Annotated in this window: 15 protein-coding genes; 12 read left to right on the plus strand and 3 right to left on the minus strand. The window is 55.2% G+C overall.

All coding sequences use genetic code 11. The features are described 5' to 3' along the window. Window positions 1-202 precede the first annotated feature (202 nt). The 11 genes from JRJ22_RS07405 to JRJ22_RS07450 all read left to right on the plus strand — a co-directional run bounded on the left by JRJ22_RS07405 (window position 203) and on the right by JRJ22_RS07450 (window position 20,309). The gene (locus JRJ22_RS07405; RefSeq protein ID WP_232381167.1) at window positions 203-4,336 is read left to right on the plus strand and encodes a X2-like carbohydrate binding domain-containing protein; all 4,134 of its coding nucleotides are present in this window, start codon (window positions 203-205) and stop codon (window positions 4,334-4,336) included. 354 nt (window positions 4,337-4,690) lie between these two features. Beyond that, entirely contained in the window at window positions 4,691-5,116 is a 426-nt protein-coding gene (locus tag JRJ22_RS29185; protein WP_232381063.1) for a hypothetical protein, read from the plus strand. An 832-nt stretch (window positions 5,117-5,948) separates the two neighbouring features. Further along, window positions 5,949-6,977: a helix-turn-helix domain-containing protein gene (locus JRJ22_RS29190; protein WP_232381168.1), complete on the plus strand. Its 1,029-nt coding sequence runs from the start codon at window positions 5,949-5,951 to the stop codon at window positions 6,975-6,977. A gap of 320 nt (window positions 6,978-7,297) precedes the next feature. Beyond that, the gene (locus JRJ22_RS07415; RefSeq protein ID WP_206103880.1) at window positions 7,298-8,179 is read left to right on the plus strand and encodes an ABC transporter permease; all 882 of its coding nucleotides are present in this window, start codon (window positions 7,298-7,300) and stop codon (window positions 8,177-8,179) included. Window positions 8,180-8,193: 14 nt separating this feature from the next. Further along, window positions 8,194-9,099, plus strand: coding sequence for a carbohydrate ABC transporter permease (locus tag JRJ22_RS07420; RefSeq protein ID WP_206103881.1), 906 nt, complete (start codon window positions 8,194-8,196; stop codon window positions 9,097-9,099). 113 nt (window positions 9,100-9,212) lie between these two features. Next, window positions 9,213-10,889, plus strand: a complete 1,677-nt coding sequence (locus JRJ22_RS07425; protein WP_408637872.1) for a type 2 periplasmic-binding domain-containing protein — start codon at window positions 9,213-9,215, stop codon at window positions 10,887-10,889. Between the two features lie 151 nt (window positions 10,890-11,040). Next, window positions 11,041-12,171, plus strand: a complete 1,131-nt coding sequence (locus JRJ22_RS07430) for an SGNH/GDSL hydrolase family protein (protein WP_206103882.1) — start codon at window positions 11,041-11,043, stop codon at window positions 12,169-12,171. A gap of 54 nt (window positions 12,172-12,225) precedes the next feature. Beyond that, a complete protein-coding gene (locus JRJ22_RS07435) occupies window positions 12,226-14,610 on the plus strand; it encodes a glycoside hydrolase family 95 protein (protein ID WP_206103883.1) in 2,385 nt (794 codons plus the stop codon). A gap of 149 nt (window positions 14,611-14,759) precedes the next feature. Next, the gene (locus tag JRJ22_RS07440) at window positions 14,760-17,093 is read left to right on the plus strand and encodes a glycoside hydrolase family 95 protein (RefSeq protein ID WP_206103884.1); all 2,334 of its coding nucleotides are present in this window, start codon (window positions 14,760-14,762) and stop codon (window positions 17,091-17,093) included. Then, the gene (locus JRJ22_RS07445) at window positions 17,090-19,591 is read left to right on the plus strand and encodes a glycoside hydrolase family 38 N-terminal domain-containing protein (protein WP_206103885.1); all 2,502 of its coding nucleotides are present in this window, start codon (window positions 17,090-17,092) and stop codon (window positions 19,589-19,591) included. Before JRJ22_RS07440 ends, JRJ22_RS07445 begins: the two co-directional genes overlap by 4 nt. Then, complete coding sequence (locus JRJ22_RS07450; protein ID WP_206103886.1) at window positions 19,584-20,309, plus strand: DsbA family protein; 726 nt, start codon at window positions 19,584-19,586, stop codon at window positions 20,307-20,309. The genes JRJ22_RS07445 and JRJ22_RS07450 overlap by 8 nt, the downstream gene beginning before the upstream one ends. Window positions 20,310-20,421: 112 nt before the next feature. Here JRJ22_RS07450 and JRJ22_RS07455 read toward each other — a convergent pair whose 3' ends face one another. Genes JRJ22_RS07455 through JRJ22_RS07465 form a run of 3 tightly spaced genes read right to left on the minus strand, consistent with a single transcriptional unit; the run spans window position 20,422 to window position 23,776 of the window. Next, window positions 20,422-21,594, minus strand: coding sequence for a glycoside hydrolase family 130 protein (locus JRJ22_RS07455; RefSeq protein ID WP_206103887.1), 1,173 nt, complete (start codon window positions 21,592-21,594; stop codon window positions 20,422-20,424). After that, window positions 21,595-22,809 carry an AGE family epimerase/isomerase gene (locus tag JRJ22_RS07460; protein WP_206103888.1) on the minus strand — a complete coding sequence of 405 codons (1,215 nt, stop codon included), beginning with the start codon at window positions 22,807-22,809 and terminating at the stop codon, window positions 21,595-21,597. A gap of 16 nt (window positions 22,810-22,825) precedes the next feature. After that, on the minus strand, window positions 22,826-23,776 hold the full coding sequence (locus tag JRJ22_RS07465) for a glycoside hydrolase family 113 (protein ID WP_206103889.1): 951 nt from the start codon (window positions 23,774-23,776) through the stop codon (window positions 22,826-22,828). A gap of 274 nt (window positions 23,777-24,050) precedes the next feature. Here JRJ22_RS07465 and JRJ22_RS07470 point away from each other — a divergent pair, with 274 nt between their 5' ends. Further along, window positions 24,051-24,818 (plus strand): response regulator transcription factor, encoded by a 768-nt coding sequence (locus tag JRJ22_RS07470; RefSeq protein ID WP_206103890.1) that lies wholly within the window; start codon window positions 24,051-24,053, stop codon window positions 24,816-24,818. The last annotated feature ends 236 nt before the right edge of the window (window positions 24,819-25,054 follow it).

The following is a 25,054-nucleotide window of genomic DNA, read 5'->3' on the forward strand; positions in this document are numbered from 1 at the left end:
GCGGTGAATTGTACGTTCAGCGGCGCAGATGTACCTACCCAAGGCCTAGAAAAAACAATACTATCAACTCGTGTAGAAAGCGCTATCACACCTTTTGCCGGCTTTGTTTTGTAAACGTTTCCCGGGAAATAACACACGGATTGACGACGTACGAGTACGACCACTTAAAACCAATGCTAGGGGGCGGGAGTAGTTGAAGCGAATGAGGAGAAGGCTGGGTTACATGCTGCTGATGTTGATCACTGTTGTCGCGCAAGTAGGATTCACCGGAATCGGCCGCAATGTAGCGGAAGCGGCGGATAAAGAGCTGGCCCAGAAGCCTTATATGGGCTGGAGCAGTTACAGTATGCAGGTGTATGACGGTCCGCAAGGCAACTGGATTTCCGAGCAGAAACTCAAAGCAATGTCTGATGTCATGCACGAGAAGCTGCAATCCCACGGTTATGAATATATCAATATTGACGCGGGCTGGAACGGCAGCATGGACGGATATGCCCGGCCTATTCCAAGCACGACGCTGTATCCGAACGGCTTCGAGAACCTGATCGATTACATCCATAGCAACGGCCAGAAGGTCGGAATCTATCTGATTCCGGGCATGTCCAAAGAGGCATATGCGAAGAACCTGCCAATCTACGGCACGGAGTACCATATGCAGGATATCGCTTACCTGCCTTTGCAGAAAGCCGACTATTGGGATATCGGTTATAAAATCGACTTCACCAAACCCGGTGCGCAGGAATACGTCGATTCGATCGCCGACATGATTGCATCCTGGGGCGTCGATTTCGTCAAATTTGACAGCGTTACTCCGGGCTCCGGCTATAACAACACCTCCATCGATGCCCGCGGCGATGTCGCCGCCTGGTCCAAGGCCCTGGCCAGACACGGGATCTGGTTTGAATTGTCCTGGGCACTCGACCACAATTATGTGGATTACTGGAAACAATATGCTAACGGCTGGCGGATTCAGTGGGACGTGGAAGCCTATAATCCGGAAGTCGGGCTAACGCAGTGGGCTAACATTGCCCGCTTATTCCCCGATGCCGCATTGTGGTGGAGAGATGCCGGTCCCGGCGGCTGGAACGACTTCGATTCCTTGAATATCGGAAACGGCGCCATGGACGGTTTGACCAAGGACGAGCGGCAGACCGCAATGACCTTTTGGGCGATTTCTGCAGCCCAGCTGTATGTGGGTAACGACCTGACACGGCTGGACGATTACGGGCTGCAATTGCTTACCAACGACGAAGTCATTGCCGTCAATCAGGCGGGACGCCCTGCGCATCCGTTATCGACCGGCACGCAGCAGCAGGTTTGGTATGCCAACAACGGCGACGGCACCTATAATGTGGCACTGTTTAACCTGGGCAGCCGCAGTGCTGAAGTGAAAGTCGACTGGAGCGATATCGGACTGGTAGGTCCGGCGTCTGTCCGTGACCTGTGGAGCCACACGGAACTCGGCGCGTTTGATACGGGCTTCAGCGGCGGCATCCTGGAGCCGCATGCCTCGCGTATGCTTAAGGTAACGGCCAAAGGCGGAATTTCCGCCGTCAACAACGATGATACCGGCATGCGTTATACCGGCACGTGGTCACGCAGCGGCGGTAAAGAACTGACGGAGGCAGCGCAGGATCTCAGTGTTGTCATTACCGATACTTCAGGAAATGTCCCGGCGGAGCCTGAACAACCGGGGAACGGCAACGGTGGTACGACCGTTACCCGCTCAGTTTACGTCAATGACAGCGACAGCCGGATTCAATATCACGGCAGCTGGAATAACCAGTCAGATCGCCCGACTGGCGATTATAAATCCGACGTGCATTATACCGAGCACAATGGAGATTATTTCGAATATACCTTTACCGGAACGGGAATCGACCTTATTACCGAAAAGGATTCCTCGCAGGGCGATATTGAAATCTATCTGGATGACGATATTACGCCGGAAACGGTCAGCACTTATACTTCCGGCGACCGCGAAGTACAGCAGGCGGTGTACAGCATATCCGGGCTGCCAGGTGGTGAGCATAGGCTGAAGGGGGTCAAAGCTTCCGGCTCCTATATGCTGCTCGATGCGCTTAAGGTGACGGCAGATAAGCTGATCGTGCCGGACGGCAGCAGCTTTGACAAGGAGATCAGCAAGCAGGCTGATCTGAGTGCCGAAATGGTACTGGGCGCCGATTCGTTCCTCGGCATCAGGAATGGCGATGCCCCGCTGGTTAAAGGCACCGATTATGAACGGAGCGGCAGCACGGTTAAGGTCTTCAAGAAGTACCTGCTGAAGCAGCCGTTTGGCGAGACTACACTGATCTTCGATTTTGAAGGCGGCGGGGGCGAACTCTGGCCGATCGAGATCAAGACGAGTGCAGCGGCAAGCAGCTCGATAGCGCCGGAAACGGACAGCTTTGATAAAGCGGCTTCACTGCAGCAGGACATTGCCGTCGCTGTGAATTTGAACGGCAATACGCTTACAGCCATCGAGAATAACAGCGTGCAATTAAGCGAAGGCGATGATTACACCTTCGAGAACGTTACCGTTACCTTGAAGAAGGAGTATCTTGCCGCCCAACCGCTCGGACAGACCGACTTGACTTTCATATTCAGCGCAGGTGACCCGCAGCTGCTATCGCTCCAGATTACCAATACGAACACAGTAAGGTACGTTGTGCTCAACAATGACGATTCGTCGATCAAATATACCGGTTCCTGGTCGCGTAACAGCGGCAGAATCTTCGGTGATTACATGGACGACGTGCATTTCACGGAGCAGAACGGAGACTTCTTCGAATATACGTTCAGGGGCACCGGCATCCAGATGTATACAGAGCTGGATAATTCGATGGGCGATGTTGATATCTATGTTGATGGGCGTTTTGAGCAAACGGTCAGCACCTACAGCAGTACCCGAAAGGTGCAGCAGAACGTATTCAGTATATCCGGGCTGCCGGAAGGTCTGCATACACTGAAAGCGGTGAAGAAGAATGGCACGTATATGCTGCTCGATATGCTGAAGGTCGAAGTACCGGATCTGATCAATCCGGTCACGGCAAGCTTTGATAAAAACGTCTCCGCACAAGCCGATGTAGTCGTGCTGCTGCTGCAGGAGCCGGGGATGTTCAAAGGCATTGCCAGCGGGGGCAGCCTGCTTCATGAGGGCACCGATTACATGTTGTCGGGCAACAAGGTTACTTTGAGCAAAACGTACCTTGCCAACCAGCCGACCGGTACGCGGAAGCTGACATTCAAATTTGGCGGGGACTATCAGAATGATGTGCAGTGGACGTCTAACAACGGTGACTCTGTCCAGTACGTCTTCAAGGGCACAGGGGTTCAGCTCGTTGGACCGAAGGGACCGATGCTCGGCGAAATGGAAATATATGTAGATGGTACGCTCAAGGATACGGTTAACGCGAACCATGCCAGCCGGCAAATTCAGCAGAACCTCTACAGTATTTCCGGGCTTTCGGACGGGATGCACACGATTAAGGTAGTGAAAAAATCGGGCGATTTGCTGCTGATCGACCAATTGAAATATACGGTGAGCGCAAGCGGCGGTTCGCCGGGTACCCCGGACCCTAGTACCCCGGATCCGGGCACCCCAAACCCGGGTACACCGAACCCAGGCACCCCAAACCCGGGTACACCGAACCCAGGCACCCCAAACCCGGGCACTCCAACTCCGGGTACACCGAACCCGGGTGGCACGGTTGCTACGCCAACGCCATCGGCAACACCGTCGCCGTCGCCAAGTGCAACACCGTCACCAAGCGCTACGCCATCGCAGGCAGCATCGCCGTATCTGAAGGTCTATGCGGACGGCCAGTTCAAGCCGGACCGGAATATTACGCGGGCCGAGATCGCTTCGATTCTCGCGAATGCCCTTGATGATAAAGAGGGCGGCAGTGCAGCGATGTTCGGTGACGTCGGCTCCGGATCATGGGCGGCGGAGGCCATTTCCAAAGTAACGAAGCTGGGGCTGATGCAAGGGTATCCGGACGGTTCCTTCAAGCCGGACCAGCCGCTGACGAGGGCGGAGCTGGCTTCACTGATCGTTCCGCTGCTGCCTCAAACAGCCGGCCAGAGCCAAGGTTTCTCTGACATTGCCGGAAGCTGGGCGAAGGCGGCCATCCTGAAAGCACAGTCGGCTGGCATACTGAAAGGTTACCCGGACGGCTCCTTCCGGCCGGATCAGCCGCTTACCCGCGCGGAAACGGTGGTGGCGATGAACCGCGTACTGGGCATCACCAAAGCCGTCAGTTCAGCAACCAGGTTCAGCGATGTTCCGGCCACGCACTGGGCGTATGCCGACATCCAGGCCGCAGCGGCTCCCTGAAGCCTGACGCGCGTGCTTTCATCTTAGACTTTCCCGCAGACTAAGGCTGCCGGGGACCCGGAATATCCGGGTCCCTTGGTGCCATTTTTCGAAGAGGGCAGAAGTATGGCACCGTGGGGTGCTTTTTCGCGTCAAACGGGTGGACCGCTTTCCGGGAATTTGGGGCAGACAGAGGCCCCTGTTTGTATTACACTTTATAAACGGGAAGAGACATATTCAGAGACTTCCCGGAATTTCTAATAAAAGGCAGTGAACACACCAGCTGAAATCGCTGCTTTTTATTAAGTTCCGGTATGATCCGATCCGACAGAGATATACAAAAATAATAGCGCTACCAAAGGGGGAGGTCATTTTATGCTTAAATACTCTAACGTCTTCCGCAGATTTTTAATCTCCTACATCATCATTCTGATCATTCCGAGCATCGGCGGGTATATGTCATACCGCACGTCCATTACGGTAACGCAGTCACTGTCCATCGAGAACGGTGTGACGCAGCTGCAGAAAAGCCAGGATATCCTGGAGCGCCGCATGGCCGAGGTCGAAGGCTTTACGCGGCAGCTGGCGATCAATAAACAGCTCAGTGTGCTGATGAACGAGCGGGACGACAGCACGAATGTCTACGGAATCTGGAATACGATGCAGAACGTGCTTGCTTACCTCCGGCCAAACGAACGATTTTCTCCAGGACTATTATATCTATCTGGCCAATTACAATCTGATCCTGACTTCCGGTTCTACTTACCGTCCCGAGCATTTTTACGAGGTGTTTCATTATAACGATCTGTCTCTGGACGAGTGGCGCAAGGAATTCCTCGAGAAAACCCACCGCAGCGAGATCCGCCCGCTTAGCCCGTTTGTCGAGAGGACCATCCAGACCTCGGTCATTACCTATATGCAATCGCTGCCGCTGGACAGCTTCAAGGGCTCATCACCAGCCATCGTCATTGTCAATATCGATGAAAAAGTGATCTCCAGCATGCTCTCGGGTCTGACCGAGCGTTACGGAGGCTGGGTGCGTGTCAGCGACGAGAACGGGAATACGATCGTTCAACAGGGAAAGGATGCACCGTACATCAGCAGGCTTGCGACCGATCCGGCTTTTGACAAGAATAAGGTCAGCCAGTTTTATGAAGATGATCTCGTCATTACAACCCGTTCCGGAACAAACGGCTGGGTCTACCAGGCCGGTATTCCGCGGAGTGTGCTTCTGGAGAACGCTAACCGGATCAAATACAGATCATGGGCCATCACCGGCGGAACGTTGCTGCTCGGACTCATGGTCGGTCTAGTGCTGGCTTACCGGAACAGCGCACCGATCAACCGGCTGATCGGCGTCATGAGGGAGCAGTTCGGCAAAGAGGAGACGCATGAGCATGACAGCTTCGACTTCCTGAGCGGCAATATCGCCGATATGATCACGAAGAACAAACAACTAGAGAGCGAGCTGGGCCGGCAGCTGCCGCTGATCCGCGATGCCTTCCTCAAGCGGCTGGTCGCCGGCGAATTCGAATCCCGGGACGAGATCATCTATGCGGCGGAGCAGGCGGACATTCAGCTCGGACCAGGCGCCGGGTATGCCGGTGTGATCCAGATCAGCGGGTATTCGGGCATGGACAGCGTTGAGATCCTGAATGAGCTGAACGCATCCCGGCTGCTGCTCAAGCAGGCACTGTCGGAACGGGAGCCGGCGGTATTGACGACGGATACCGGTTCGGATAAGGTCGTCGCTCTGTTTCTGGCCGGGGAAGGAACCCCCTCGGAGGAGACGCGGATCACGCAGATCATGGAGAGTCTGACCGGGTATTTGTCTGAAGAATACCGGATGACAATCCAGGCCGGACTCGGCGATCATTTTGCCGCAGTGAACGAGGCCAGCCGCTCTTTCGAGCAGGCGAAGCAGGCGCTGGAATACACGGTGTACGTCAATAAAAAAGGCATGTTGTGGAGCCGTGAGGCCGGAATCGAGAACACAACCTATTATTATCCGCTCGATACGGAGCAGCGCCTGATCAGCACGGTTCGTGCAGGAGAGCTGGAGGAGGCGAAGCGGATCATCAATGAAATCTTCGCCCAGAACTTCGGCCAGCGTGAGCTGTCCGTGGAGATGAAGCATCAGCTGGTCGGCGAGATGAAGGGGACCTTCCTGAAGCTGCTGGATCAGAAGACGTTCCTGGAATCGCCGCTGTTCGAGAATACCAAACGCAGGATCATCGATATCGACTTTTCCGATCCGCTGGAGAGCATCCGGGAAGAGCTGCATAGCATTATGGAAGAGATGTGCAGCTTGGTCGTAAGCAAAAAGAAAGACGCGCATATCCTGATTATCCGGCAGATGTATCAGTATACTGCGGAAATGTATGCCGATGCGGAGCTTACGCTGTACCGTGTCGCCGAGCATGTCGAGCGGCCGGAGAAATATATCTCCCAGCTGTTTAAGGAGGTCACTGGTGTCAATTATTCCGACCATCTGGTTAAGGTGCGCATGGACCAGGCCGCTATGCTGCTGAAAGAGAGCAATTATACAGTCGACGAAATCGCCGCGCGGGTCGGCTACAACAGCTCACATTCGTTCCGCCGGGCGTTCAAACGCCTGACCGGCATTTCGCCGAGCACATACAGACAGTCGCACATCGAATAACCTCCCTCACGGCTGTGCCGTCCCATTAGGACGGTGCAGCCGTTTTTTGTTGCCTGTGGACGGGCAGTAAGCTGAAAAATGGCTGTACCCCCGAGTTCTGGCCCCTCCAAAACGGGCGAGCTGTACGCCGAACCGCGCAAGTGTACCTATCCAAAGCCGGCAATCATCCACTATGATGAGCTCGTGTAGAAAGCGCTATCACACATCACCGGCAGTTTATCAGGGGGGGGATTATTCTGGAGAAACCATTTGCTACTCACCATACGGCAGTGCCCCACAGAAGGGGTGAAGGGGTTCTGGCAAGAACCGGAAGAAAAATAATGAAGCACTGGCAGCTGCATTTACTGGTTATACCGCCAATCCTGTTCTTCCTTATTTTTAAATACTATCCGATGCTGAACGCGGTGCTCGCCTTCAAGGATTACAACGTCATTAAAGGCATCTGGGGCAGTCCGTGGGTCGGTTTCAAAAACTTCCAATTGTTCTTTGAGAATCCGATGTTCTGGACCTTGCTCAAAAATACGCTGAAGCTCAGCGGCTACCTGCTGCTGGCCGGCTTTCCGATTCCGATTCTGCTGGCGCTGATGATCAACGAAATCCGCGGCGGACGGTTCAAGCGGTTTGTGCAGCTCATCTCTTTTGCACCTTATTTCATCTCAACCGTAGTAATGGTCTCCATCATCATGCTGTTCCTGGCTCCGCGCCTCGGGTTCGCCAACATCGCGCTTAATTTTTTTGGAATGGACTCGATCAACTTCCTGGGTGAGCCCGGCATGTTCCGTTCCATCTATGTATGGTCGGACATCTGGCAGACGGCGGGGTACAGTGCAGTCATTTATCTGGCGGCACTTGCCGGAATCGACCCTACGCTGTATGAAGCGGCCAAGGTCGACGGTGCGTCGCGTTTTCAAAAGATTCGCCATGTTGACCTTCCAGGCATTGTGCCTACCATCGTCATCATCCTGATCCTGAATGTGGGCAATGTAATGGCGCTTGGATTTGAAAAAGTATATCTGCTGCAAAATCCGCTGAACATTGCGAATTCCGAGATCATTGCGACCTATGTGTATTCGATCGGCCTGCTGAACGCGAACTATAGCTTCGCGACCGCTGTCGGCCTGTTCAACTCCTTGATCAACCTGATCCTCCTCGTAACGGTCAACGGAGTCGCTAAACGAATCACCAACAACAGTATCTGGTAGGAAGGAGTTCCTGTATGGCAGCTACGGCAGCAGTTCCTAAGAAAATCAAAGAATCGGCGGGCGACCGCATTTTTCTGACAGTCATTTATATCATCCTTACACTGGTGGTCATCGCGATCATCTATCCGCTGATCTTCATCATCAGCAGCTCCATCAGCAGTCCGGCTGCAGTAACATCGGGCAAAGTGTGGCTCTATCCCGTTGATATTTCGTTCAAAGGCTTCAGCGTTCTTTTGAAAACGCCCGAGATTACGACTGGTTATCTGAATTCTCTCTTCTATACAACTGCCGGCACGCTGATCAGTGTGACGCTGACGATCATGATCGCCTATCCGCTATCACGGCGGACGTTCTTCGGACGCAATGCGCTGATGATGGTCATTACGTTCACGATGATCTTCAGCGGCGGTCTCATTCCGACGTACATGGTGGTCAAGGAGATGCATCTGATCGACACCCGCTGGGCTTTGCTCATCCCGAACGCCATCTGGGTGTGGCAGGTGATCATTGCACGCTCGTTTTTTCAATCCTCGATTCCCGAGGAACTGCTGGAGGCCAGCGAGATTGACGGCTGTAGTGACATGCGGTTTATCCGCAGTGTGGTGCTGCCGCTTTCCAAGCCGATCCTTGCAGTGCTTGTCCTAATGTACGCGGTAGGGCAGTGGAATTCCTATTTTGATGCTCTGATCTATTTGAAATCAGCCAATTTGTTCCCGCTCCAGCTCGTGCTGCGCAGCATCATTATCATGAACAACAGCTCAGGCAATATGGACGCGATGGCGATGGTTGAAAGACAGCAGCTGTCCGAGCTTCTGAAGTATTCGCTGATCGTCGTGGCGACGCTTCCGGTGCTTATCATTTATCCGTTCGTGCAGCGGTATTTCGTGCAGGGGATGCTGGTCGGTTCCGTAAAAGGCTAAGTCCCTGCCCTTAAGTCTATGCGCTTAACCTGATTAAGGGGGTGATCCGCCGGACTTTACGGCTGGACATTGTAGGCAACACTTGTCTAAACTAAAAAAGGGAGTGATGATATTTGAAAAAGAAACTGCTAAGTCTGTTATCTCTGGTCATGGTCTTCACCATCGTTATCAGCGGCTGTTCGAGCAACAACAAAAACGGCACGAACAATGCCGCAAGTACCGGAAACGGTACGGAAGCTACGCAGGGAGCGGACGCCAAGCCGGTTGAAGTCAGTGTCTTTGCCGTCCAGGAATCGGGCATCGATATTCCGACCAACAAGTTTACCCAATTCGCGGCTGACAAGTTCAACATTAAGTTCGACTGGGAGATCAACCCTTCAGACGGTGCCAAGGAAAAACGCCAAATCTCGCTGGCAAGCGGTGACTATCCGGATGCATATCTGCTCACCGCCTACATCGATGAATTCTCGCAAGCCGATGTGCTGAAATACGGCAAGCAGGGCGTGCTGATTCCGCTGAACGATCTGATCGACCAATATGCGCCGAATATCAAAAAGGCGATGGAAGAATCACCTGAACTGAAAACGCTTTATACCGCTCCGGACGGCAATATTTACGGCCTGGGCGCCTATACCGAATGCTTCCACTGCTCGTATCCGAACAAAATGTGGATCAACACGGAATGGCTCAAAAAGCTCAACATGGAAATGCCGAAAACGACGGACGAATTCAAAGCCATGCTGGAAGCGTTCAAAACGAAAGATCCGAACGGCAACGGCAAAGCCGACGAAGTGCCGCTCAGCGGCTCCACCGAGGATTTCGGCGTGCGCATCGTTCCTTATTTGATGAACGCCTTCGTGTATGACGATGACCGCAACTACCTGAACCTGAAGGACGGAAAGGTCGTATCCGCAGCCGTGACGCCGGAATGGAAGGAAGGCTTGACCTATATCCGTTCGCTGTACACCGCTGGACTGATCGATCCGGGCGCATTTACGCAAAATGCCGAAGCGTTCAAAAAGATCGGCGAAAACGCCGATGCGGAAATCCTCGGCGCCGGCGCCGGTATGCACCCAGCCATTTTCATCAACATCGATCCGGGCAACACCCGGTCGGCGCATTACAATCCGTTAGCACCGCTCACCGGACCGTCGGGCATCTCCTATGCGACGCATGATGCTGGCGGTGTATCACCAGGCGCCAAATTTGCCATCACCAATAAAGCCAGCAAAGAAGCGCAAATTGCCCTGATCCAATTGGTCGATTACATGTACACCCCGGAAGGCCAGACTAACGCGGCCAGCGGAATGAAAGGCATCGACTGGGAAGATCCGGCACCGGGAGACGTGGCGCTGGGCGAAGGTGTAACGCCTGTAGTCAAAACCATTCCGATGAAGGAAGGCGAAGCGCCGCGAAACGCCGGATGGAGCGGTATGGGTCATTTCTATATGCCGAAGGAATACCGCGACACCTGGGTACAAGGCACAGACATTTATGCATCGGACGGTTATGAGCGCAGATTGTATGATGCTTCTTTATTGTATCAAGGCCATGAACCGAAGGAACTGTTCCCTCTCTGGTCGATCTGGATCGATCCAAGTGAAATCGATGAAGCCAGCATGCTGCAAACGAACCTTAGAAACTATATTGAGCAGAACGAGCTGCAGTTCATCACGGGCAACAAAGATCTGAGCAAAGACTGGGACGCTTACGTCAAAGGCCTGCAAGACCTCAAGCTGGACCGTTACCTGGAAATTCTGCAGAAGGCATATGATTCGTCAGTCAAATAAAAACATGGACAGAAGGCCCGGGCGCTGCGGGTAACCGGCGCTGAAGGCTAGACTCGATGCCGGCTCGTATTTCAGGCCGGCATCGCTGTTTCCTGGCGGCCGCTGAGAACCGGGCTGCGCATATGACAAAAGGAATATAGAGGAGAAGAACATGCCTGAACCCTATAACAATGGCTTTTTTATGGCGAAGCGCGGAGGGCTCCCCCGTTTCCGCACCAAGCTGCGGCATAACGGAAGCCTCCGGGTTGCATTTCTTGGCGGCTCGATCACCGAAGGCGCCGGTGCTTCGGAAGCGGAATCCACCAGCTGGCGGGCGCTGACCGCGCAGTATTTGCAGACGGCCTATCCGAGGCGAACTTTTGAATTCATCAATGCGGGCGTCGGTGGAACAAACTCTACGCTCGGGGCACACCGGCTTGAGGAACATGTGCTGTACAGCGGTGCCGTTGACCTGCTGTTCGTCGAGTTCAGCGTGAACGACGGCGAGGACCGGAGCGAATCGGTCCGCGGCATGGAGGGCATCGTCCGCCAATGCCGCCGGCTTTCGCCTGAAGCGGATATTTGCTTCGTCTATACAGCGGCGCCTAAGAATCTGGCGGGTCCGCTTCCTTTTAATATTGCCGTTCATGAAGAGGTAGCCGATTATTACGGCATTCCAGCCGTCAATTTCGCCTTCCGCATCTATGAAGGGATTCAGTCGGGTGTGATCGATTGGAGCATCCTGGCACCGGACGGCTACCATCCGCATGATGCCGGACATGCGCTGTATGCCGTATATATGCAGGAATATCTGGTTTCTGCGCTCGGCGAACCGGAGGACGGGGCATGGAAACCGAAGGTATGGCCGCCCGCGCCGCTTGAAGCCGGCAATTATGAGCACGGAACCCTACTGCCATATAACGCTGCTTCATATTCCGCGGATTTCCGGACGGCAGAGCTGCTTCGGGCCGAACCGCTAATGAACTGGAGGTTCTCCACGGAGCACAAGGCGGCGGAGCAGCCGGGGGCTGAATTATCGTTCACCGTCACGGGTCAAAGTGCAGGCGTCTTGCTGTTATACGGCCCGGACTCCGGAATCTTCGAATATTCCGTCAACGGCGAGCCTTTTACGCCGGTCAATTTATTTGATGACTGGTGTCTGAACGCCTACCGTCCCATTCCGGCGCTGTTCCCTGTCCGGACAACGCACGGACCGCTGTCGATTGTGATCCGCAGTACAGGGCAAAAGGATGTGAATAGCAAGGGAACCGGCCTGAGGGTGCTGAAGCTGCTTGGCAACTGACGGGGCAGGTGAAGATAACATATAAACACTTACACCATCGGAGGATAGTAACCTATGAAGCTTGTATACGATAAACCGGCTGCGGTCTGGACGGAGGCGCTGCCGATCGGCAACGGCCGTCTAGGCGGAATGATCTATGGCGGAGTGGAGCGCGAGGTCATCGGCCTGAATGAAGATACTTTATGGTCCGGTTATCCGCAGGACGGCAACAATCCCGGTGCGAAGGAGGCTCTGCCGGAGATCCGTGAGCGGATACGGCAAGGGCGTTATACCGAAGCCGATGCACTGGGGCGGCGCATGCTGGGGCCGTACACCCAGTCCTATCTCCCCTTCGGGGAGCTGCTGCTCTGCTTCGAGCATGGAGATGTGAGCAGCGAATATCGGCGCATGCTTGAACTTGAAGATGCTGTGCACCGTGTAACGTATGCAGTGGGCAGCGTAACTTATACGCGGGAAATGTTCGCATCGCACCCGGATCAGGTGCTGGTCCTGCGGCTGGCTGCTACCGCCGCCGGCAGGCTGAATTTCCATGCCCGGCTGGACAGTCCGCTGCGCCACCATACGCTGGCGGATGGAACATCCTTTGTCCTGCGGGGCATTGCGCCGGAGCATGTGGATCCGGGTTATTTCGCCACGGATGATCCCATCCGCTACGGCAATCCCGGGCAAAGCGAGGGTATGCGCTTTGAAGGCCGGATCGCCGTAAGGACAGAGGGCGGCGATGTGACCGTGGACGGAGACGGCGTCCATGTCCATGGGGCAAGCGCCGCGGTACTGATCTTCAGCGCGGCGACCAGCTTCAGCGGCTTTGACCGGCTGCCCGGCAGCCAGGGCCGCGATGAGTCCGCGCTGGCGGCGGCAATGCTGGAGCAGGCGATGGCCCGGCCATACGGCGAGCTGCTTGCGCGGCATAGCGCCGACTACCGGCCTTTATACGGCCGGGTGGAGCTGAAGCTCGGCGCAAATCAGGCCGCCGAGGAGCTTACCACCGACCGGCGCATCGCAGAATGGGGGGCGCAAGACCCCGGACTGGCCGAGCTGCTGTTCCAGTATGGACGTTACCTTCTGATCGCCAGCTCCCGGCCGGGTACACAGGCGGCCAACCTGCAGGGCATCTGGAATGCTGCCACCCGGCCGCCGTGGAGCAGCAATTATACCCTGAACATTAATACCGAGATGAACTACTGGCTGGCAGAGGTCTGCAACCTGGCTGAATGCCATGAGCCGCTGCTGTCGCTGATCGGCCGGCTCGCGGAGAACGGCGCGCGGACTGCCGCCGTGAACTACGGCACCCGCGGCTGGACGGCACATCACAATGCCGACATTTGGGGGCACACCGCCCCGGTCGGCCATTACGGGGACGGCGATCCGTCCTGGGCATTCTGGCCGATGGGAGGCATCTGGCTGACCCAGCATCTGTGGGAGCATTACGCCTTCGGCGGGGATGAAGAATATCTTCGCAGCTTCGCTTATCCCGTTATGAAGGAAGCGGCGCGCTTCGCCCTCGATTGGCTGCAAGACGACGGGCAGGGACGGCTGGTTACCTCTCCCTCCACCTCGCCGGAGCATAAATTCCGCACGCCGGACGGGACGGCGGCGATCAGTGCAGGAGCGACCATGGATATTTCGCTCATCTGGGAGCTGTTCACCAACTGCCTGGAAGCGGAGGCCGTCCTTGGCGGCGATCCCGGATTCCGGGCAGAAGTAGAGCAGGCCAGAGCGCGGCTCCTGCCGCTGCAAATCGGCCGCTACGGCCAGCTTCAGGAATGGGCGCATGACTGGGAGGACGAAGACCGCTGCCACCGGCATACCTCCCACCTGGTCGGCGTCTACCCGGGTCGGCAGCTCTCGCAGGAAGAGACACCGGAGCTGTTCCGGGCAGCCCGGGTCTCGCTGGAACGGCGCGGCGACGAAAGCACCGGCTGGAGCCTCGGCTGGCGCGTCGCCCTGTGGAGCCGGCTCCGCGACGGCGAGCGCGCGCTTGCGCTGCTCGCGAACATGCTGCGGCTCGTCAGGGACGACGGCCGCGAGGAGTACAGCCATGGCGGGGGCGTGTATGCCAATCTGCTCGGGGCACATCCCCCGTTCCAGATTGACGGCAACTTTGCCGCCTCGGCCGGGATTGCGGAGATGCTGCTGCAGTCGCATCTCCCGTGGCTTGAGCTGCTGCCGGCACTGCCGCAGCGCTGGGCGAACGGCCATGCCGCGGGGCTGCGCGCCCGCGGCGGCTTCGAGGTTAATCTCCGCTGGGCCGGCGGCAGGCTTGCCGAAGCGGAGATCGCCTCGAAGCTGGGGGCGGAATGCCGTGTGCGGACCGGCATTCCGCTGCTTGTGACCTGCGAAGGACAGCAGGTCTCCGCAGAGACCGGGCCGGATGGCATGCTCCGCTTCGCTACCGAATGCGGCAAACGTTGCACGCTTGTCCCCGTAAATGCTTAGCACCCATGGCCAGGAAGATATCGGATACGCGGGCGGTTACGCTCGCTCATTGGCGAAGATATCTTTTGCCGGTTGACTGGCGGAGCGCAGGCTGAATCCCTCAAGCACTGCTAGCACCAAACATCTGTACATGTATAGGAGGAAGCAGGATGAACGAATACAAATTGTGGTATGCCAAACCTGCAGAGGGCTGGTCTCAGGGACTGCCGCTCGGAAACGGCAGAATCGGGGCGGTCGTGATATCCTCGCCGGGCCGCGAAGTATGGGAGATGAGCGAGGTGACCTTCTGGTCGGGCCAGGCGGAGGCCGTTCCTGGCAACGGCCGCGGCAAAGAGGCACTGGAAGAGATGCGGGCAGCCTTTTTCGCCGGCGATTATGAGCGGGGGGACCGGCTGGCCAAGCAGAGTCTGATGCCGGTTAAATCAAACTTTGGCACCCACTTAGGCCTATGCCGGATCACGCTTGATTTTGCTGATGCGAAGCCGAATCTTGCCGGAGGGAATTTCCGGAGGGAGCTGGATTTAAGCCAGGCGCTGGCGCTTAGTATCAGTGAAACGGAAGACGGCTGGCTGAAACGTGAAGTATTTGCCTCTCATCCGGGGGATGTACTCGCTGCGCGCATCTGGAGTCAATCGCTTGAACGCGTCTCGTTTACCTTGACACTACAAGGGATCACGGAGACGTTCCAGACACGTGCTGCCGCGCCGGATACGCTGGAATTCCGCGCACAGGCGACAGAGCGTGTTCACAGCAATGGTAAGTGCGGTGTCTGGAGCCAAGGACAACTCAAGATTGTAACGGCTGGCGGCAGCGTGGAATGCGGTGCAGATACGCTGCAGGTTACCGGTGCGGAGGAGGCATGGATCTATTTTACCGTTGCCACCGACTACCGTAAGGAAGATCCGGGCTGGGCGGAGGCGAGCAGCCGGGCGCTTGCGGATGCAGTGGCTGCAGGGTATGAACGGCTGCGCGGGGAGCATATTGCCGATTACCGCCGGGTATTTGGCACAGTGGAGCTCGAACTGGGCAATCCACAGCAATCCGAATCCGTGCTGCCGACGGATGAACGGATGCGGAAGCTGCGCCAGGGCGAAGACGGGGACCTGCAGCTGTATGCGTTGTTCCTGCAATACGGCCGGTATCTGATGATCGCCGGCTCCCGCGCCGATTCTCCGCTGCCGCTGCACCTGCAGGGCATCTGGAATGACGGTGAAGCCTGCCGGATGGGCTGGAGCTGCGATTATCATCTCGATGTGAATACGCAGATGAATTATTACCCGGCTGAGGTCACCGGCCTCGGTGACAGCCATCTTCCACTTATGGCGTACATTGAGGACCTGGCGCAGGCCGGCCGGACGGCAGCCCGGAATTTTTACGGCGCAGCGGGCTGGGTAGCCCATGTGTTCTCCAATGCATGGGGCTTCACGGCCCCGGGCTGGGATACATCCTGGGGGCTCAACGTTACTGGCGGCCTGTGGCTGGCGGCGCATATGATGGAGCATTTCCGCTACAGCCGCGATGAGGAGTTTCTTAAGAATCAGGCCTATCCCGTGCTGAAAGAAGCAGCGGTCTTCTTCCTCGATTATATGACGATTCATCCGAAATACGGCTGGCTTGTCACCGGACCGTCCAATTCGCCGGAGAATCATTTCTATCCGGATGGTCCTGAATCGGGCGTCCAGCAGCTGTCGATGGGAACGACGGTAGACCAGGAGCTGGTACGGGAGCTGTTCGAGTTCTGCCGGGAGGCGGCCGGTCTGCTCGGTGTGGATGAGGAATTTCGTGAGCAGCTGGCAGAAGCGATCGGCAAGCTCCCGCCGCTGCAAATCGGCAGCCGCGGACAATTGCAGGAATGGCTGGAGGATTATGATGAAGCCCAGCCGGAGCACCGCCATTTATCGCATTTGTACGCGCTGTACCCCGGCAGGCAGATTATGCCGGAAAAGACACCTGAGCTCGCCGCCGCCATAAGGGTAACGCTGGAGAACCGGATGCTGCAGGATGAGCTGGAGGATGTGGAGTTTACGGCTGCGCTGTTTGCCCTCGGCTTTGCAAGGCTGCATGACGGTAACCAGGCGCTCCGGCATGTTTCTCATCTCATCGGCGAGCTATGCTTCGATAATCTGCTGACGTATTCCAGATCGGGCATCGGCGGCGCAGAGACGAATATCTTCGTCATTGACGGCAATTTCGGCGGTACGGCAGCCATTGCCGAAATGCTGCTGCAAAGCCATGCGGGTTATATTCATCTGCTGCCGGCGCTTCCCGCAGCCTGGGGAACGGGCAAAGTAACGGGGCTCCGTGCCAAAGGCAATACTGAGGTCGATATCACGTGGGAGAACGGAGAACTGACGGGAGCGGTGATCCGGACGCATCTTGCCGGGCGGGTGGCTGTCCGCTGCGGCGGACGGAAGACAGAGCTGGATGCGGACGCGGGCGGCGTGTATAAGCTTAACGCCCAATTGCAGCGGGGAGAGTTATGAAGACATTATATTTACTGAGCAACGCTCATCTTGATCCGGTGTGGCAATGGGAGTGGGAGGAAGGTGCAGCGGCTGCCGTCTCCACCTTCCGTGCGGCAGCCGGGTTTTGCGAGGACTATGACGGGTACATTTTTAACCACAATGAAGCGATTTTGTATCAGTGGGTCGAAGAATACGAACCGGTATTGTTTGCCCGCATCCAGCGGCTGGTGCGGCAGGGCAGGTGGCATATCATGGGCGGCTGGTATTTGCAGCCGGACTGCAACATGCCGTCGGGTGAATCGTTCGCACGCCAAATACTGGCGGGCCGGAGTTATTTCCGCGATAAGTTCGGCGTACGGCCGACGACGGCAATCAATTTCGACTCCTTCGGCCACAGCCGGGGTCTGGTACAGATTATGCAGCTGGCAGGTTACGATTCTTACATCTTTATGCGCCCTGATGAGCACGCTGGGTTGCCCGGACAGGATTTCATTTGGGAAGGTTTTGCCGGCAGCAGTGTAATGGCGCATAAAATCGCCGGTGGCTACCATTCGGCGCTCGGTAGAGCCGACCAGAAGATCGCTGACTGGCTCGCCACACATGCGGATGAGCCGATCGGCCTGCTGCTATGGGGCGTCGGCAATCATGGCGGCGGCCCGTCCCGGCTCGATCTGGACGCCATTGCGGCGAGAATTGAGCAGTCCGGGGACTTCCGGCTGGTTCATGCGACCCCGGAGCAATATTTTGCCGCGCTGCCGGAGGCGAAGGAGCTTCCGCGGTATTCGGGGGATCTCAATCCCCGTTTTGTCGGCTGTTATACCTCCATGATCCGTATCAAGCAGAAACACCGGCAGCTCGAAAATGAACTGTATGCGACGGAGAAAATGCTAGCCGCAGCCGGGCTGTATGGCTTGCTCCCATACCCGGCCCGTGATCTGGCGGAAGCACAGCACGATCTGCTGACGGCCCAGTTCCATGACATTCTGCCGGGAACATCCATCCAGCCCGCCGAGGAAGCTTCGCTGCGGCAGCTTGATCACGGCGTGGAAATCACCGCGCGGCTCAAAGCGCGGGCATTCTTCGCATTGGCCGCCGGACAGCCGCAGGCACAGCCTAAGGAATATCCAATCCTAATCTATAATCCGCATCCGTACCCGGTAAGCGGCATATTCGAATGCGAATTCATGCTGGAGGATCAGAACTGGCTGGAGCAGTACTCGAATCCGGCCGTATATCAAGGCAGCAAGCGGATTCCGTCACAGGCGGAGAAGGAGCACAGCAACCTGAATCTCGACTGGCGCAAACGTGTGGTGTTCCGGGCGGAGCTGGCGCCCGCCGCGATGAACCGTTTCGACTGCCGGATTGAGCTGCTGGAGCGGAAACCGGCACCGGCGCTTCAAGTCCGGGAGGGCGCCTTTTATTTCCGCACGGGGGAGCTGTCCGTCACGGTTAATGCCGGTACTGGCCTGATCGACGAGTATTCGGCAGGCGGGGTGTCCTATCTGCTCCCTGGCGCTTTTGCCCCGCTGGCCGTCGCCGACAACGAAGACCCTTGGCGGATGGACACCGATGAATTCCGTGAAGTCATCGGCCAGTTTTCGCTGATGAATGAACGGGAGGGCAGTCTCTTTTCCGGCGTCAAGGAGACGATTTCCCCGGTTCGTATCATCGAAGACGGCGAGGTGCGGACGGTTATCGAAAGCGTGCTGCAGTACAATGATTCCCGCCTTGTCCTCACCTACAAGCTTCCGAAACAAGGTACAGAAATCGAAGTACACGCCCGCGTTTATTGGAACGAAAAAGACCGTATGCTCAAGCTGTCGATCCCGACCGTTCTGAAGGACGCCGGGTACCTCGGCCAGACTGCATTCGGCGTGCAGGAACTGGCTGCAAACGGCCAAGAGGTGGCCTCGCAAAAATGGACCGCGCTACAATCCGCAAAAGACGGTCATATGCTTACTGTGATCAACGACGGCATTTACGGCTCCGATTGCTGCGCCGGCGAAATCCGCTTGTCCCTGCTGCGCGGTGCCGGCTACTGTGCCCATCCGATTGGCGACCGGCCGATCATGCCGCAGGACCGCTTTTTGCCGCGGATCGATCAGGGCGAACGCTGTTTCACCTTCTGGATGAACGCCGGGGCACTGGAAGAGCGGGCCGGCAAGGTTGACCGGGAAGCTCTGATGCATGCCGAAAGACCGTTTGCACTTTCGTTTTTTCCTTCGGGCGAAGGAAATCTTCAGGAAGCCGCAATCATGTTAACGGACGGGACGGTTCAAATGAGCGCCTTCAAGAAGGAACAGGACGGAGAAGGGTATATCGTACGGCTGTTCGAGCCGACCGGATATCCCCGTAGTACCGGATTGTCGTTTCCGCCGCTTGGCATCACGGAGAATATTGAGCTCAAAGGGTTTGAAATTGTCACTTTGCGAATCGACCCGCAGAACGGGGCGGTCACTCGGGTCGGTATATGCGAAGAATCGCTAACAAGCGGAGGAATGAAATCCCATGGCTAACATCCAATCGAAGAAACCGTCCAACCGCCTTTTTGTCATCGGAACCCTGGCAGTCAGTGTCATTGTCCTGGCGGTTTCGCTGGTTTTTCTGAGGAACTCGCAGGCTTCTCCGGACCTCAGCGGTCTGCCCAACTATACGGAAATACGCGGCGAATACGATGCGGACGGGCTGAAATATGAGAAGCAGCCCCATCTGGGCAATGCTTCGGCAAAAGTGAAGGTTATCGAATTCGCTGATTTCAAATGCCCTGCCTGTAAGAAGTGGAAGGAAACCTATTTTGAACAATTCAAACAAGATTATATCGATACTGGCAAGGCAGAGCTCTTTTTTATCAATTTCGCCTTTATCGACCGTGATTCCATTCTGGCTGCAAGTGCCGGTGAAGCCATTGCCGCGCAGAGCAACGACAAGTTCTGGGAGTTTATGAGCAAGCTGTACGATCATCAAGGCGATGAGACGAAGATTTGGGCTACGCCGGAGTTTCTGCAGGATTTTGTGAAAAAGAATATTGCCGGGATCGACTACGACCGCTTTAACACTGATCTCAAGAACCACACGTACATGCTGACGGTCAAAGAGGACTTCAAGACAGCAGGCAATTACGGGGTGAACGGCACGCCGCAGTTTATGGTGAACGGCAAGCTCCTAAAGGGCGGCAGTTACGGGGAGCTGACGGCTGCAATTGAGGCCGGGCTGGCGGCAGGCGGAAATCAATAGTCTATTTGTCATGCGCATCCATTAAAAAGGCGGCTCCAGGCAGAACGATTTGTTCTGCCGGAGCCGCCTTTTGCACATTTGTGCTGGCTGATGCTTAGGAATGAATGTGAGATTAGAGCTGCAAATTACGGTCGACCAGCGCGATCCGCTGCTGAACGCAGGCATAGGAGCGGAGCGGATCTTCCGGCGTGTTCAGGACGTAATCGAGCATCTGGTCGATGGTGGTAGTAGCTACATGAACACGGGTATCAGAGGAGGCATAGTAGATATAGATGTCTCCGTTGTCGCGGGCGATCACACCGTTACAGAATACGACGTTCGATACATCGCCGACACGTTCCTCGCCATCCGGTGCGATGAAATGTCCGCCGGGAGCGTGGGTAACTTTGTTTGGCTCATCCAGGTCCGACAGGAAGGCGTAGAGCACGTAGCGCAGGCCGGCAGCGGTATTGCGCACGCCATGGGCGATATGCAGCCAGCCGCGCGGGGTTTTGATCGGAGCCGGGCCTTGGCCGTTCTTTACTTCTTTGATCGTATGGTAGTAGCGCTGATCCATGATCGTCTCGCTGGTAATCACGGCATTCTCGATGGTGTCGGACAAGCCCCAGCCGATGCCGCCGCCGGAGCCGGCGTCGATGAAGCCATCCTGCGGACGGGTGTAGAAGGCATATTTGCCGTCAACAAATTCAGGGTGCAGCACCACGTTGCGCTGCTGGGCGGAGCCGGTCTTAAGATCGGCCAGGCGCTCCCAGGTCTTCAGGTCCTTGGTGCGGGTGATGCCGCACTGTGCTACAGCACTGGACAGGTCGCCGTGCGGGGCATCCGGATCTTTGCGTTCAGTGCAGAACAGTCCGTAGATCCAGCCGTCGGCATGTTTGACCAGACGCATATCATAGACGTTGATGTCCGGGTCTTCTGTCTCAGGCAGTACAACCGGGTGATCCCAGAAGCGGAAGCCGTCCACGCCGCTGTCGCTCTCGGCCACGGCGAAGAAGGATTTGCGGTCATTGCCCTCTACACGGGCTACAATATAGAATTTGCCGTCCAGTTCGATTGCCCCCGGGTTGAAGACTCCGTTCACACCGATTCTTTCAGCGAAATAAGGGTTGGTCTCAGGATTGAAGTCATAACGCCAGATCAGCGGTGCATGCTCTGCGGTCAGCAGCGGATACTGGTAACGGTCATAGATACCGTTGCCGAAAGGCACCTTTTCGTTTTTGCGTCCAATCAGTGCCTCATAGCGTTCGGTTAACTGCGCTTTGCGTTCCTCAAATACTGAAGTCATTTAGATAGTCTCCTTTATGGATGATTTAAGCCGTGCGATCATTTCGAAGCAGGCTCTGCTGTTATGATAAGGGCATTTCCAGGCGCTGACCTTCGGCTCATGAGCCACCGGCTGCAGCTTGTGGTCTACCCCCCAATACCATTCGCCCAGCTTGTGGTCGACAATGTAGCTGTCAATAAAATTCCATGACGCTGCGGCAGCTTCCTGGAAGCGGGCATCCTCTGTCAGCTGGTAGGCATTGTAGAAGCCGACCATGGCTTCCGCCTGAGGCCACCAGTCTTTGTCCTTGGAGATTAAGCCCTTGCTGTCAGCTTCGTTCCAGATTCCGCCGTCAGTGTCGATACCTTCGTTAAGCGTAGCTTCTGCCATTGAGATGGCTACCTTCTGGACGCGCTGCAGAAGCTCCTCATCGCCAAGCACCTCCGCAGCCTCCACCAGCAGCCAGCTGCCTTCAATGTCATGGCCGTAGGAGATGATATCGGATTTCACATTCCACTCTTCGTCCATGAACAGGAGGAAATGCTTGCCTTCATCATCCACGATGTGTTCGAGCATGGTCTCAATCAGTTCCGCCAGCTTGACCCGCAGCTCCTCTGATTTCCATACCCGGTAAAGGCCTGTATAGCCCTCGAGAACATGCAGGTGCGTGTTCATCGATTTTTTCTCGTTCATATCCTTGGCGCTGAGGGACAGGTCATCGGTCAGCTGCCAGTCGCGTGCTAGTGCTTCAATATACCCTTTATAAAGCTGATCATAGCCGTGTTTCTCCAGGAGACGGAACAGCTCTACAGCTTGCTCCAGGGCTTCTGCATGTCCAGTGGCATGATGATACTCGGCCAGGGCATAAATCGCGAAGGCTTGGCCGTACACCTGCTTCTTCAGCTGGGAAGGTACACCCGCTGCATCTACCATCCAATATAATCCGCCGTATTCCTTGTCTAGGAAATGCTCAAGCAGATAACCGTGGGCGCGTTCGGCGATGGCGAGATATTCGGCTTTACGGTACGTACGGTAAGCTGCCGCAAAGGTCCAGAGAATCCGCGCATTGAGTACAAGGCTCTTTCCGGCGCCTTCCACAATATTCAGCTGATTGTCAATCTCGCCGACAAAACCGCCGTGCTGCTCATCCAGGGTATGCTTCATCCAGAAGCCGAGGATATTGTCCTGAAGCTCCTGCTCCAGCGATTTCAGCCATTGTTCAGGTGAATTCTTCATCGCAGATGATTCACTCCTAACCATTGATTTTGGAAGTGTAGTAGTTTTTGATAACCGGTGCCGCTGCCTTGCCGTACATGCAGTAGTCATCATTAACAGGTGCTTCTTCGGGCAAATAGAGGCTTGCCGGCCAATCCCACAGCATAAAGCCCTGTACCCAGTCCCGGCCTTCACAGCTGCCGAACATGGCATGGTAGAAACGGCTCTGCTCTTCTTCGCTCGGTTCACCTGCCAGCGTCCAGTCATTGGGGATGGCTGCGCTGCCCGTTCGGCTGGGACAGCCCGCTTCCATGAAGAAAAACGGTTTGTCCTGCTTCTTCACCACAGCTTCAATCCGGTCCAGCTGAGCTCCCCAATCGTGATCGGGATAGTAGCCGCTGGAGGAAATGACATCGAGCGCATCCCACCAGGTCACATTATCCTCCTGATACTTGTCGCAATTGTACGTAATAACGCCGCTATAGACCTTACGGACTTCAGCAATCAAAGCCCGCCACTCTGCTTCGCGTCTGTCCGCCTGAACCAGTTCACAGCCGATGCAGAACATTTCGCAGCCGCTTTCTTCAGCGATCGCAGCATAATGCAGAATAAAGGCAGTATAAGAGCGAAACCACTCCGACCATTTGGGCTCGCAGGGAACATCCTTGTCGAAAAAGTTGATATGAGCCCGCCAAGTGCCGTCTGCGCAATTGACGATCGGTTTCAGGCAGACCTTCAGCTGCAGGGACTTAGCCTTGCGGATGGCCCACAGCACCTCATCATCAGTCACTGTCGGCAGTTCCCAGTAAGGAATTACTGTAGATTGCGGGGTGGCTTGGATAGCACTGAAGGCGATGGCTGTCCAATTCGCTCCGGTAACCGATTTCATAAGCTCCATTGAAGTCCCGGATTCTTCTGTCGCCCACGTTCCGCGCCTGCCCATAAAGCCCCAGGTAACGCCTCCGACGTATTCATTCAGCAGTGACATTTGGAAACCTCGCTTTACTAGAATATAGGCTTTGACAGCATAACAAAAATTGAGTTTTGTTATATTATTATTATAAAAGTGTTGATTATTGATAACAACAATACAATTAAGTTATAACCCTTTTCAGGTATGATTTCAAGGGGGAAATGTGTAAAGTAAACAGAAGACTATAAAAGAGCAACACAGCACATTTTATATTGTAGGAAGGAAGCCTATAATGAAATGGTAGCGCAATCATTCCGCACGGATATTACAACTGGAGGCGATTTTCTAAGTGATCAAAGTCATGATAGCGGATGATGAGGAAGTTATTCGCCGTGGGCTTGAGAAGATTACTTCCAGAATGGATTTGGAAGTGGAGGTTATCGGCTCTCACGGCAACGGCCTGGAGGCGTGGAACCAGCTTTCTGCTTTATCGGAAGAGGACATCGACCTGCTGATTACGGATATCAAAATGCCGAGAATGGACGGCTTTAAGCTGATAGAAGAAGCCCGCGGCCATATGAAGAACCTGCCGATTGCAGTGCTGAGCGGCTTTAGTGATTTTGACTATGTCCGGCGGGCTATGCGATTCGGCGCCCTGGATTATCTGCTCAAGCCCATTGAGAAATCACAATTATATGAGCTGCTGAAGAGAGTGGAGGAGAACAAGAAGCTTCAGGCTGCTGAACCGCAGCAGGAGGCGGTGCAGGCGTCCGAAGGCGGAGAGCATTATGTGGTCGAGCAGACCAAAAGCATTCTGGAGAAGGAATACAACCACAATTTTGAACTGGAGCGACTGGCGGAGACGGTTGGAATGAATGCCAGCTATATCAGCCGCTTATTCAAATATAAGACCGGACAGACCATTACGGAGTATCTGATTGGAATACGGATTGCCAGGGCTAAAGAGCTGCTTACCGGACGGCCTGATCTTAAAAATTATGAGATTGCGGAAATGGTCGGCTACAGTGACCCGGTGTATTTCAATAAGCTGTTTAAAAAGATATGCGGTATGACTCCCAAAGATTATAAAAGCGGTTGCAGAGTTCCAAAAAACTGAACCCGGTTTACACGTATTAATAGGAAAGGATTTATCCAAGGAGGGCGAATAGCCCTCCTTTTTGGAGTTGTTTTGAAATTGATGATAAATAAACAAAACAAAAATAACAAATATAAGACCAGAAAAAACAATTGAAACCATCGTTTTGGGTGTGATAACGATTTATAATAAGCTTGTAAGCGATACCAACACTCTTTTCAAGACGATTTAAGCGTAAGGCAAGTATTTTTAGCGTT

Origin of the sequence: Paenibacillus tianjinensis (assembly GCF_017086365.1) — a bacterium.
Classification (GTDB): Bacteria; Bacillota; Bacilli; order Paenibacillales; family Paenibacillaceae; genus Paenibacillus_AQ; species Paenibacillus_AQ tianjinensis.